General features: G+C 42.1%; 12 protein-coding genes. 2 read left to right on the top strand and 10 right to left on the bottom strand.

The window, feature by feature from the left end; translation table 11 throughout:
• Positions 1-21: 21 nt before the first annotated feature.
• Both FE392_RS13315 and FE392_RS13310 read right to left on the bottom strand, forming a co-directional pair.
• Positions 22-723 carry a hypothetical protein gene (locus FE392_RS13315; protein WP_319930706.1) on the bottom strand — a complete coding sequence of 234 codons (702 nt, stop codon included), beginning with the start codon at positions 721-723 and terminating at the stop codon, positions 22-24.
• Positions 724-820: 97 nt separating this feature from the next.
• Positions 821-1,225, bottom strand: coding sequence for a TetR family C-terminal domain-containing protein (locus tag FE392_RS13310; protein WP_319930705.1), 405 nt, complete (start codon positions 1,223-1,225; stop codon positions 821-823).
• 165 nt (positions 1,226-1,390) lie between these two features.
• On the opposite strand from FE392_RS13310, the gene FE392_RS13305 reads away from it, so the two are divergent.
• A complete protein-coding gene (locus FE392_RS13305) occupies positions 1,391-2,587 on the top strand; it encodes an MFS transporter (protein ID WP_319930704.1) in 1,197 nt (398 codons plus the stop codon).
• 103 nt (positions 2,588-2,690) lie between these two features.
• On the opposite strand, the gene FE392_RS13300 is transcribed toward FE392_RS13305, so the two are convergent.
• The 8 genes from FE392_RS13300 to FE392_RS13265 all read right to left on the bottom strand — a co-directional run bounded on the left by FE392_RS13300 (position 2,691) and on the right by FE392_RS13265 (position 11,316).
• Positions 2,691-3,392 carry a hypothetical protein gene (locus tag FE392_RS13300; RefSeq protein WP_319930703.1) on the bottom strand — a complete coding sequence of 234 codons (702 nt, stop codon included), beginning with the start codon at positions 3,390-3,392 and terminating at the stop codon, positions 2,691-2,693.
• A gap of 87 nt (positions 3,393-3,479) precedes the next feature.
• A complete protein-coding gene (locus FE392_RS13295) occupies positions 3,480-4,079 on the bottom strand; it encodes a TetR/AcrR family transcriptional regulator (protein WP_319930702.1) in 600 nt (199 codons plus the stop codon).
• A 218-nt stretch (positions 4,080-4,297) separates the two neighbouring features.
• Positions 4,298-5,014, bottom strand: a complete 717-nt coding sequence (locus FE392_RS13290) for a hypothetical protein (protein ID WP_319930701.1) — start codon at positions 5,012-5,014, stop codon at positions 4,298-4,300.
• A 431-nt stretch (positions 5,015-5,445) separates the two neighbouring features.
• Positions 5,446-6,552, bottom strand: coding sequence for an ABC transporter permease (locus tag FE392_RS13285; protein WP_319930700.1), 1,107 nt, complete (start codon positions 6,550-6,552; stop codon positions 5,446-5,448).
• A 12-nt stretch (positions 6,553-6,564) separates the two neighbouring features.
• Positions 6,565-7,725 (bottom strand): ABC transporter permease, encoded by a 1,161-nt coding sequence (locus tag FE392_RS13280; protein WP_319930699.1) that lies wholly within the window; start codon positions 7,723-7,725, stop codon positions 6,565-6,567.
• Entirely contained in the window at positions 7,722-9,458 is a 1,737-nt protein-coding gene (locus FE392_RS13275) for an ATP-binding cassette domain-containing protein (RefSeq protein ID WP_319930698.1), read from the bottom strand. Before FE392_RS13275 ends, FE392_RS13280 begins: the two co-directional genes overlap by 4 nt.
• A 9-nt stretch (positions 9,459-9,467) precedes the next feature.
• Positions 9,468-10,496, bottom strand: coding sequence for a secretion protein HlyD (gene hlyD, locus FE392_RS13270; RefSeq protein ID WP_319930697.1), 1,029 nt, complete (start codon positions 10,494-10,496; stop codon positions 9,468-9,470).
• Positions 10,497-10,638: 142 nt separating this feature from the next.
• A complete protein-coding gene (locus FE392_RS13265; RefSeq protein WP_319930696.1) occupies positions 10,639-11,316 on the bottom strand; it encodes a transcriptional regulator in 678 nt (225 codons plus the stop codon).
• A gap of 372 nt (positions 11,317-11,688) precedes the next feature.
• Here FE392_RS13265 and rhlE point away from each other — a divergent pair, with 372 nt between their 5' ends.
• Entirely contained in the window at positions 11,689-13,215 is a 1,527-nt protein-coding gene (gene rhlE, locus FE392_RS13260; RefSeq protein ID WP_319930695.1) for an ATP-dependent RNA helicase RhlE, read from the top strand.
• Position 13,216: the final 1 nt, after the last annotated feature.

The raw sequence follows: 13,216 nt of genomic DNA, 5'->3' as shown, positions 1-13,216 counted from the left end.
TTCACCAAACTATCACTTACGTTATTGTAGGTGGTAGGGGGTAAAATCGACATGCTCTCTGAACATTACACTCGCATTACTCTGCTCTATAAATCTGTAGATCCTCGGATCTATTGGGTTTATATCTTCTTGCCCATAACATAATAATTTTCCTCTATTACTCCATTTGTGCATTTTCTTTTTCCATTCAATAGGATAGTTGTGTGAAAGGCAAGCTATATTTGCCCAAGGATCACATACCCATATTTCAGCGCCTTGATGTTGATTGAATAAATCTGGTAAATTTGGAAGATACTCTGGTTGCTGAGGGTAATTATATGATAAAATTACACATTGATGATCAAACAAACTTATGTCACTGTTTAAGTTGATCATTATGATATCAAATGGCCTTCGATATATTGCCCAAATTAATTTTGACTTCTCGACTAAATACTCCAATGCTTTACAGCTATGTTCCCCACAATTGCCAACATGATCATGCGATTGTATGCTGTGTAAAATAGTATTTCTTTCATATGGTGAGTGCATAGGTTTTATCCTATCTCTTGTTTTCGCTAGTAATCTTCCACGCATCTCACTATTTTCTGGTGAATATAGTTGGCGTTTATACGCTGGCAATTGTACGCGCACTGATTCTTTATAGCTTTTGTTATAAGATTTTAAATTAAAAAAACACCTTGTAGCATATACAGTTTCTCTGATGATATTTTCTATAGACATATTATTATTCTCATATTCACGGTGTGCGGTGCGAAATTTATTCTTACCTGTTTTTATGGAGAACGATATTTTGTTTAAAATATTGGCCTCACTGATTTTATCCTTTCTTTAATCCATTCAATAAAACATCAAAAGAAATTAATATATTAGATAAGGTTTTGTCAGGACGTTGGCATTTGGTGCTCCACAATGCGGTATCCATCAAGCCCCCATTAATGTATTGAGCCAGAATATGGGAAAAAGTCGATGTAATCTGAGCTTTTTCCATGAGTATACATAGAATATCTGCGGTTGAAACAATACATTGCAAACTGGCATTTTGTAACTGCTCGGCCTCTAAAACTGAGGATGCAGCGAACAGAACAACCCGCGGTATTTCTGGTTCTATTACCATTTCCAAATAGGCATGGCTGCGACGAGTAAAGGCAGCCCAACTATCTGTTTCACGCTTTGAAATATCAGTTAGATGGCCATCCATTTCTGCGGCAATGTGTTGCAGCACAGCAAGAAAAAGCCCTTTTTTATCACTGCAAATTAATAGTATTTGATTTTTTCAATTGACATACGTTATGTATGTCAATTAAATTAACATACGCTTCGTATGTGAATTTGTGGGCATTCTTGATTTTCTAAATAGTCTGGCTTCATCAATTTTTCAGGAGTATTTATGGCAAATCCGTACAAAGAGCTGTTCAAGGCACCGGGCGCATTAGCATTTTCTATTGCTGGATTAATTGCGCGAATGCCAATTTCTATGGCAGGGATAGGAATTATTACCATGCTCTCGCAATTGAAAGGCTCTTACTGGATTGCTGGGGCGGTTGCTGCTACGTTCACTTTTTCCATGGCGATATTTGCTCCACAAATTTCACGTATGGTGGATCGTTTTGGGCAAAGCAGAGTATTGCCTTACGTGACTGTGCTGAGTGTCATTTCAATGTGTATCCTTTTGCTGTGCGCTCATTTTCAAGCACCAGATTGGACATTGTTTGTTTTTGCTGCCTTGTCAGGAGGAATGCCAAGTATGCCAGCCATGGTCAGAGCGCGATGGAGAGAAATCTATCGGGATGATCCTCGACTGCATACTGCTTTTGCTTTTGAAGCTGTTTTGGATGACATTAGTTTCATCATCGGGCCTCCAATTTCTGTTGGATTAAGTGTAGTTGTAGCACCTGAAGCCGGGCCATTGTTTGCTGCGATTTTACTGGCTATCGGCGCTGCGATGCTCATATTGCAAAAACAAACCGAACCAGCAGTACACCCAGATGTCAGCGTAAATAAAGTCACTGTTTTAAAAATACCCTCTGTACAAATACTAGTCGCATCATTAATCGCATTGGGAATTATTGTCGGAACTATTGATGTTATCAGTGTGGCTTTTGCTGAACGCCAAGGGCAACCTGCCGCTGCAAGTATTGTTTTATCAGCATATGCTGTAGGCTCTTGTCTGGCTGGGTTGGTATTTGGCGCAATTAAAATAAATATTCCATTACCTCGGCTGTTTATGCTTACAGCATTGGCAACCATGCTGACGACTGTACCATTACTGTTGGTATTCGATATTTTGACACTGTCAACGATGATATTTATTTCCGGATTATTTTTTGCCCCAACGATGATTATCGCGACGAGGTTAGTGGAATATATCGTGCCCTCTCACAATTTAACTGAAGGATTAACATGGGTAATTACTGGGTTGAGCATGGGGGTTGCTTTTGGGGCTTCACTTGCAGGATGGGTGGTTGATGAAATGGGTATTCAGGCAGGCTTTATGATCACATTGGTTGCAGGTATTGCCGTATTTTTGGCAGCTATTTATAGTTATAGATTGGTGCAACCTAACCGTATTCAGCGATCTATTTAACTCTCTGACTGAAAAGCTCAATACTGAAGTGGGCTATTTTTAACTATTTAATTACAATAAAAAACCCTGTTAGGATAGGGTTTTTATTGTACGTAATGATATATCATCGTATGTGACGTTTGGAAAATTTTACATTTTGATTGAACGCTACGCTTTTAATTCCATTGCCTATTAAGGTGACGATTTTGAAATCTGTTGGTTCTAAAATCCCTCCCGGAGAATTTAATAACTTCCCTTTACCATCCCATTTAAACATTTTATTTTTCCATTCAATAGGATAGTTGTATGACAAGCAAGCAATATTAGCCCAAGGATCACATATCCATATTTCTGAGTCATGATATCTATTGAATAAATCTGGTAAGTTTTCCCTATCTGTAAATTGATTTAGATAGTTACTCGAAATCATTACAATACCGTGATTAAATTGAGTTGAGGGAGAAGTAATGTGGATTATCGAGATGTCAAATTCTCTTTGATATATTTCAAGAATTAACCTTGATTTTTTTATTAAGCATTTAAACGCCTTAGAACTATATTCATCACAGTTGCCTACGTGATCATTGCCTTGTGTGCTTTCTAAAATATGGTTTTTTTTATATGGGCTTTGGCTATACGTCATTTGGCTTCTTGATTTACTCAATAACGCGTACCTTTCCTCTATCTTCTCCGGTAAATAAAATTGGCGTTTATGCTCTGGTAATTCTAATCGTGCTGATTCTTCATAACATTTATTTTGAGTTTTTAAATTAAAGTACCTTCTTGTGTCACTTAATGCTTCTTTAACAATATTTTCTATAGACATATTATTATTCTCATATTAACTGTACGCGTCGTAAAATTTATTTTTCCCGTTTTTATGAAAAATAATATATTGTTTAAAACATTAACCTTACTGGTTTGGTTTTTTCTTTAATCCATTCAATACAACATTAAGGGAACCCAAAGCATCTGATAAGGCTTTGTCAGGATGTTGACTTTGGGCGATCCACGATGCAGTATCCATCAAACCCCCATTAATGAACCTAGCCAGAATATGGGGAGACGTCGATATAACCTGGCCTTCTGCCATGAGTCTGTTTAGCATATCTGCGATTGAAGTAATACATTGTAATCTGGAATTTTGTTGTTGGTCGGCATCCAAGACAGAGGAGGCATCACACAAAACAATCCGTTGTATTTCCGGTTCTATCGCCATTTTCAAATAGGCATGACAGCGGAGAGTAAATACCGCCCAACTATCTGTTTCACGCTTTGAGATTTCATTCAGACGGTCATCCATTTCGGCATCAATTTGTTGAAGTACAGCAAGAAACAGTCCCTTCTTATCACCGAAATGGTGATACAAAGCACCTCGTGTCATTCCTGCTTTAGCGGTCAGATCATCCATCACAGTATTGGCATATCCTACCGTGCCAAACTGTTGACGTGCAGTTTCAATCAATTTTTGTCGAGTTGTTTCAATCATTTCAGTTCTGGGTTTACGTGCCATGTTACCACTCCAAATTTATGCTATCTGGCTTTTATAATTGACGTACGCAATGTATGTCAAGGCTCTAAATGGATTGGCAATTTCAGATTTCAACAACCTATAGAAGGATAAAAGCAACTTATGGTGAACTTATGGCGGTAGGTGAGCTTTACGTAAGCTCAGTTACTTAAAATAAAAATATCTTATATACCAATAGTGATGCGTTGAAAAATACTATTTTATAGTACGCGAAAATGACCAGAATGCACTTCTTGATTGAACCATACGCTTTTAATTCCTTCATCTATTAAATTATAGACATCGGGTTCTTTGGGTTTCAGAATATCCCCAAAACACCGTAATAACTTTCCATTATCATCCCATTTTGTCATTTTAATTTTCCATTCAAAAGGATATTCATAAGAGTGGCAAGCTATATTTGCCCAAGGATCACATATCCATATTTCTGAGTCATGAGGTTTGCAGAATAAATCTGATAAGTTATTTTTATCTGGGAATTTATTCAGGTAATTACTCGAAATCATTACAAAGGCATGATCAAATTTATTTTTGGGCCATTTAATGTCGGGCCATTTAATGGCGATTATCGTGATATCAAATGGCCTTCCATACATGTGCATAATTAAATGTGACTTTTTTACTAGATATTCTAATGCCTTACAGCTATATTCACCGCAATTTCCTATGTGATCTTGACCTTGTGTGCTATGTAAGATTCTGTTTATTTCATATGGATTTCTTTCATCCTTTATTTTACATCTTGTTTTTAAAAGCATTATTTCTCTTTGCTTTCTGTTCTCCGGTGAATAAAATAGGCGCTTATGATCTGGTAATTCTAATTGTGTTGGTTCGTCATAATGCCTATTTGGTGTTTTTAAATTAAAGTACTTTCTTGTTTCACTTAATACATCATTAACAATTTTTTCTATAGACATATTATTATTCTCATATTAACTGTGTGTGACGAAAATCTATTTTCACCTGTTTATCTGGAGAGTGATATGTTTTTAAAACAGTTAGCTCGCTGATTTTATTATTTATTTAATCCATGAAATAAATAATAAAGGGAATCTAAGACTCCATCAAGCTGCGGTTTTTTGCTAACCACAACGCGATACCTACCAAGCCTCCATTAATGAATCGAGCCAAAATACGGGGGAGAAGCCGATGTAATTTGATCTCTTTCCATGAGTATATTTAGCATATCTACGACTGAAACAATACATTTTAGTTTGGCGTCTTAAAACTGTTCGGTAACCAAAACAGAGGATATATATATTTGGAAGATAAAACGTGAAAAGAGAGTAATATCGTTAAATATTACTCTCTTTTATATCTGATTTGGTTTTGATTTTTATTCGGTAGGCTAAGCAATTTTGCTGCGGAACAACCGATATGCAATCCCTCCCGTCGTTGCCGTTATCACCAACAATGGCCATAGATTCGGCCAGATCACCGACAAATCAGCGCCTTTTAAATAAATCTGCTTGGTAATGTCTGTAAAATGCCGGATTGGGTTAATCCACGTAATGTCTTGTAACCAGACAGGCATATTTTCGACCGGAGAAATATAGCCTGAAAGTAAGATCGCGGGCATCATAAAGACAAACACACCGATAAACGCCTGTTGCTGAGTCGAACAAACCGCAGAAATCAGCAAACCGAAGCCAACCAGCGATAAGCCATAAATCAACATGCAGCCGTAAAATAGCAATAATGATCCCGCGAAGGGGATTTGGTAAAACAGTGTGCCAATCAGCAAAACAATGGTTGCCTGCATGGTGGCGACAACTAACGCCGGAATGGCTTTGCCGAGGAATATTTGCCATGTTGCCAAGGGTGAAACCAACAATTGATCTAGTGTCCCTTGTTCCCGTTCACGTGCAACCGATAGTGCGGTAACGATGAGAACACCAATGGTGGTAATCATGGCAACCAATGACGGAACGACAAACCACTTATAGTCCAAATTGGCGTTATACCAATTACGAATGATTAATTCGCTATTGTTGAAACGAGGGGAATCTCCCAAGAATTGCTTTTGGTAATCCATCACAATTTGCTGGATATAATTGGCGGCAATCTGGGCACTGTTTGAGTTACGGCCATCCAGCAGAACTTGAATGGCTGTCGGGTGATGACTGGCGATATTGGCACTGAAATTCTGTGGGAAACGTACTAACAGCAGCGCCTTGCGATCATCAAGTGTCGGGCGGATCTCTTGGGAACTGGTCAGCAAAATAACATCGGGAAATGCTTTTGATTTTGCCAGTCGCTGGGTTAATTCAATCGAAGCTTGCCCTTTGTCTTCATTATAGATAGCGATAGTGGCATTTTTGACTTCCAGTGTGGCAGCCCACGGAAACAGGATCATTTGCAAAATGACGGGTAAGATTAAAATACTGCGGGTTTGCGGCTCTCTCAGAAGAGACTGCAATTCTTTCATGATTAACGTGTACAGACGATAAAACATGCTTTTTCCTTTTTACTCCAGATGCCGACGAGTCTTCCACGCAGTCAAGCCAATAAAGACAATGGAGCTGGCAACCAGCAGGAGAAGGTTGGTAATCAGTACAGTGCCTATATTTCCCGCCAGAAAGAGTGTCTGTAGGCTGCTGACAAAATAACGTGCCGGGACGATATATGTAGAAGCCTGAATAAGTACAGGCATGCTGTCTATTTCGAAAACAAAGCCAGACAACATAATGGCGGGCAAAAACGCAGCATTTAAGGAAATCATTGCGGCATTAAACTGGTTACGTGTCAGCGTGGAAATAAGTAAGCCCATGCCTAAAGCGGTAGCGAGATAAAGGCTGGAAACCAAACCCAATATCCAGAGCGATCCGCGATAGGGAACACCCAGTACAAAAACCGTAAATATCATGCAAAGCACCATGACAAAAGAGCCGAGTACTTGATAAGGCAATAGCTTGGCGAGCAATAATTCCGTTCGGGTAACCTGAGTTGAAAGTAAAGCCTCCATGGTTCCGCGTTCCCACTCGCGGGCGACCACAAGTGATGTCAGGATTGCGCCGACCACAGTCATGATAATTGAAACTGCCCCGGGAATAAGAAAATGTTGGCTAATTGCGGCAGGATTAAACCAATAGCGGATTTCTGTATCAATCAACGGAGTCGTTGAAACACCCCGGTTTTGCCCCCGTTGTTGCAGCCAAATTTGCCAAATGCCTTTGGTATAACCTTGAACAAAATTGGCGGTATTCGGTTCGCTGCCATCAGTAATGACTTGAATCGGAGAGTGGCTGCCTACGCGGGCAAGTTGGGCATCAAAATTAACCGGGATGACCACAATGCCCCGAATTTGGTTCTCCTGCATTTTGTTGATTAGGAATTGACGATTGTCACTGATGGTCGCATCGATATAAGGGGAACCAGTAAATGCATGCACTAATTCACGGGCGTCTTCGCTTTGCTGCTCCATCAAAATACCAATGCGCAGTTTGCTGGAATCCAGATTGATGCCATAACCGAAAATAAATAGCAGCATGAGGGGGATCACTACTGCAATCAAAGTACTGCTGGGATCACGAATGATCTGTTTTGTCTCTTTGATGCAAAGTGCTTTCAATCGCCGCCATGAGAAACTGACTGTTTTTTGCGATGCGGCTTGCCCGGAATGACTCATTGCGGCTCCTTATCGTAATTCACGACGAGATCGATAAACGCATCTTCCATTGAAGGATTCGGGCGATCTTCCGTGGCGACCAGTTGTTTGAGATGGTCAGGTGTTCCTGCGGCGATCAATTTTCCCCGAAAGACCAAGCCGATGCGGTCACAATATTCAGCCTCTTCCATAAAGTGGGTTGTGACCATCACGGTGACACCTTTATCCACCATCCCATTGATATGCAGCCAAAACTCACGGCGAGTCAGAGGATCTACGCCAGAAGTGGGTTCATCTAAAAAAAGAATGTCAGGTTCATGCATCAATGCGCAGGAGAGAGCCAGCCGTTGTTTAAAACCAAGTGGAAGACTATCTGTTTTTTGATTCAAAATGGGCTCGAGATTGAATGCACTGATCATGTCAGACATTTTTTCCCGCTGATGCCGGCTTTTCAGCCCATAAACACCAGAGAAAAACTTGAGGTTTTGTTCTACGGTCAGATTGCCATACAGCGAAAATTTCTGCGCCATATAACCAAGGCGCTGGCGGGCTTTGCCTGAACTGGTCTTTAAATCCATATTCAGTACTAAGGCATTGCCGGCAGTAGGAAGCATCAACCCGCACATCATTTTGAAAGTCGTGGATTTGCCGGCACCATTTGGCCCCAAAAGACCAAAAATTTCCCCGCGTTTAACCTGAAAGTTTACATCGTCAGTGGCGGCGAAATCGCCAAATTTTTTTGTCAGATGGCAGGCTTCTATTACCGTTTCCGTCGGATTAGGTGGAATTTGCGGCATAATTTCTGCCAATTCAGAACGATGGGATGGGCCGCCACCCAATAAATCAATAAAAGCATCTTCGAAACGGGGTTCAGCATCCAAAATATTGGTTTCGGGTAGATCGAATTGCGCAAGCAATGCGCTTTTATCCGCTTTCTCTTTTAAGATTAATCGAACATATTTCCCTTGAATGACGCCATCAGTAACTTGTGGCAGGGTAAGGGCGTGTTGCAATGTTTTTCGGCGGGCGGCTTGTTTGACATCAAGCAAATAAGAACGCCCGGCAATATTTTGGGTTAAGTCTTGTGGCTGGCCGCGATAAATCAATTCGCCGTGGTTCATGAGCAAGACATCACGACATAACTCTGCTTCATCCAAATAAGAAGTGCTCCAGAGGATTAACATTCCTTCAGAAGCGAGTTCATGTACCATTTGCCACAATTCACGCCGTGCAATGGGATCGACGCCGACGCCGGGTTCATCAAGCAGCAATATTTTGGGGCTGCCCAACAGGGTACAGGCAAGCCCCAGTTTTTGTTTCATGCCCCCAGATAATTTTCCCGCGAGCCTTTCAGTAAAGCGGGTTAAATCGGTAAATGTCAGTAATTTTTGGAAGGTAGCCTTGCGTTCTTCGCCAAGTACACCACGGAGATCAGCATATAAAGTGAGATTTTCCATGACGGTTAAATCTTCATATAAACCGAATTTCTGCGGCATGTAGCCAAGTTCTGAACGTACCTGAACACTGTCTTTGATGGGGTCAAGCCCCATGATCTCAATATTGCCGCTATCAGGTTTCAACAAACCGGCCAGCATTCGTATCAACGTGGTTTTCCCAGCACCATCAGGGCCGACAAGCCCTGTGACATAGCCTCCCTGAATTTCTGCCTGCAAATGGGAAACTGCCGGGGTGTCCAGTCCTGGAAACGTCTTTTCCACGCCGTTCAGTTTGATTGTATAAGCTGAACTGGTCATGTCATCACCTTACTTACTTTGGGTTTCAGCAGAACGTGTAGTTTCGGCAGAACCTGGAGCAGCAAAGCGTAGCGTGACCGGCATCCCTTGCTTTAATTCTTCATCGGGATCTTGAACAATAATTCGCAGACGATAGACCAAATCGGTTCTTAAGTCGGGTGTTTCGACATTTTTAGGCGTAAATTCGGCGGTAGGAGACACAAAACCGATTTTGCCGTGATAAGGCTTGTTTTTTCGGCCATCAGTATAAATCAGAATCTCTCGTCCCGCAGTTGCCTGATTCAGATTGGGTTCATCAATATATGCCCGGATCCAAACTGGATTTGTGAGCGACAGGGTGAATACCGTGTTGCCGGCCGCCAGCATTGTGCCCGGCTCAATGGCTCTGGTCAGGATCACACCGGCAGATGGCGCGGTGAGTTGAGTATCTTTTAAATTGAGTTCAGCTTGGGCAACGCTGGCCTGTGCCTGGGCTAACTGAGCCTTGGCTGCGGCAATTTCTTCTATGCGATACCCCGTTTCGAATTGACGTAATTTATCTTTTGCTGCTTGGTAGGCTGCGAATGCTTGATTGCGCCCGGTTTTGGCATTTTCTAATTCATTGGCTGAAATGGTTTTACTTTGCCACAACCCTTGCTGGCGTTTCAGGAAACTATCCGCAAAATGGAATGCTGATTCTTTTTGAGCGACTTCAGAACGTACTTGGGCGATTTCCTCGCTTCGGTAACCCGCCTCGGCTTTGGCAAGATTAGCTGTGGCGACATCTTGGGCTGCTTTGGTTTGATTCAAGGCATTAATAAAGGGGGAATCATCAAGGTGGCCGAGAATTTGGCCTGCTGCAATGGCATCGCCTTCATCTACTTGCAGGCCAGCCAGTTTGCCTCCAACTCGAAAGCCAAGGTTGACAGTCCTGACATCAACATTGCCATACAACGTTAATTCCCTGCTGTTTTGTTCTTGATAATAATAAATACCAACAACAGCGCCGATAACAACAATGAGTGCCAGTAGGGCAAGAGCAAACTTTTTACTGTTCATACTATCCCTTATGCCTTGTTCAATGTATAGCCATTGTATTTCAACTGATTGAAATACAATGGCTTACCCTTTACCTTTCAAAGCGCAACCTGATTGGTTGCGATGAGAAATTTATTGGGTATATGTCGATACCATTCTTGTGTTACGCTTTCCGTAACCCATCAAGCAATAAATTTATATGTTGAGATAAAACCTGATTGATCAATTCATACTCTTTGGTGCCAATATTATCCCAGCCAGTCTGGCGCAATAAGGCTTCCCGTGCCAAACGGAAAGAAAGGATCTCCCCCAATAAGGCGTGTGTGTGGATTTGGGTTGAAATATGATTTTCATCAGCACCAATATAATTGGCAATTAGCTTATTCAAGCGGGTATAAATTGGCGCCAATCCTTGTTCATGCATGACACTATAAGCATCTGTTGGCGTTAATTGTTCATGCGACATGATACGACTGAGATTAATGCTGCTTTTCTCGAAAATCAGACGATTGTAACTAACCATGCCTTGGTGAATAAACGCCAATATCTGATCTTGCGGATAGGGTTTTGGTGTCTCGGCAAAGAAAAGATCGATTGCTTTAATTAATGGGGAAAATTCTGATTTCAGTCTATCGGCAATATGCTGTACAACAGCAAGGTATAACCCTTCTTTAGAACCAAAATAATAAGCAATGGCGGCAATGTTTTGTTGGGCATGTTGGGCGATAGTGCGGGTGGTAGCGCCGTCCAAACCTGATTTGCCAAAAATTTCTATCGCTGCTTCAAGCAGTTGCTGTTTGGCTTGCTCGCCTCGTGAGGTTTGAGCGGTTTTCGCTGTCATGTTAGGATATTTCCTGTTACAAAAGGTTTCCGAGAGTGTCATAAATATATCAATCGTATGATTAACTTTAAAACTAAAGTAAGTCGATGTAAAGCTGACACAAATTGTCTTTTTAATAGACACCAATAAAAAATAATTTGCCCTTTTTTAGTTCACCGTCAAAGATAATTGACTCCAATCAATGCATTCGCATGAATAATTGTTCTTTCTGGCTCTGCTTGGAAAAACATATCTGTTATAATCCCTGCCTAATGATACATTGCAGTTTGTGTAATTTCTTTGCGATTTATTTATCGCGTCTGTTTTCTTCCCATAAAACTGCCCCTGATAAATTGATATCAGGAATGGTGAAGTCTGGAGCATTTCTTATTTATGAATTTTGAGTCACTCGGCTTGAAGGCTGATATTTTGCGTGCCGTTGAAGAGCAAGGCTACACGGAACCTACCCCTATTCAGCAGCAGGCCATTCCTGTTGTGCTTTCTGGAAAAGATCTGCTTGCCAGCGCCCAGACAGGAACGGGAAAAACAGCAGGATTTACTTTACCTATTCTGCAACTTTTAAGTGAATCGCCAGCCCAGTCAAAAGGCCGTCGTCCGGTAAGGGCACTGATTTTGACGCCGACTCGTGAATTGGCGGCTCAAGTTGGTGAAAGCGTACGTGATTACAGTAAGTACCTAAAACTACGTTCATTTGTCGTGTTTGGTGGCGTTAGCATCAACCCGCAAATGATGAAATTACGTGGCGGCGTGGATATTCTGGTGGCAACTCCGGGGCGTTTGCTGGATTTAGAGCATCAAAATGCGGTCGATCTTTCCCGTGTTGAAATCCTGATCCTTGATGAAGCCGACCGTATGCTGGATATGGGCTTCATTCATGATATCCGTCGAGTGCTGAACAAACTGCCTGCCAAACGCCAGAATCTGCTGTTCTCTGCCACTTTCTCTGACGAAATCAAAAGCCTTGCCAATAAATTACTGCACAATCCAGTGAGCGTTGAAGTTGCCCGCCGTAATTCTGCATCTGAGCAAATTGATCAGTCTGTCCATTTTGTAGACAAGAAACGCAAAAGCGAATTGCTTTCTTACATGATAGGAAGCCAGAACTGGCAGCAAGTATTGATATTCACGCGAACCAAGCACGGGGCGAACCGGCTGGCTGAGCAACTGAATAAAGATGGTGTGACTGCCGCTGCTATCCACGGTAATAAAAGCCAAGGGGCAAGAACTCGCGCTTTGGCTGATTTTAAATCCGGGCAAATCCGTGCATTAGTCGCGACAGATATCGCTGCCCGTGGGTTGGATATCGATCAGTTGCCTCATGTCGTCAACTATGAATTGCCAAACGTTGCAGAAGATTATGTGCACCGAATTGGGCGAACCGGCCGTGCGGAAGCGACCGGGCAGGCAATATCGCTGGTCTGTGTTGATGAGCACAAATTGCTGAAAGATATTGAACGCTTGTTGAAGCGAGAGATCCCGCGCATTGCCATTGCTGGCTATGAGCCAGATCCTTCCATCAAAGCTGAGCCAATCCAGAATGGTCGCAATAATGATCGTGGCAACGGCTCGCGCGGCAACGGCCCTCGTGGAAATGGTGCTCGTGAAAACAGCTCTCGAGGCAATGGTTCTCGAGGAGGCAGCTCGCGTGGAAGCAATTCACGCAGTAGTCGCTCTCATGGCAATGATTCCGGAAACAGTCCTTGGGGCAGCGGCTCTCGCGATAACCATTCACGCAGTGAACAGCCACAGGGACAGCGCGGCAACGGTAAGTCCGGTTATGCTAAATCAAACCAAACTAACCAGAATGGTGATCGCTCACGTAATCAGGGAGCACCATCGCGTCAACGCCCTCAACGAAACACCACCAAAGCGCCACGTGCTGTAACATCAAGAGATTAAA

Origin of the sequence: Xenorhabdus santafensis, from assembly GCF_033949405.1 — a bacterium.
GTDB lineage: Bacteria > Pseudomonadota > Gammaproteobacteria > Enterobacterales > Enterobacteriaceae > Xenorhabdus > Xenorhabdus santafensis.
The sequence above is the reverse complement of the archived record's forward strand: the minus strand, read 5'-3'. Positions and strand labels throughout refer to the sequence as shown.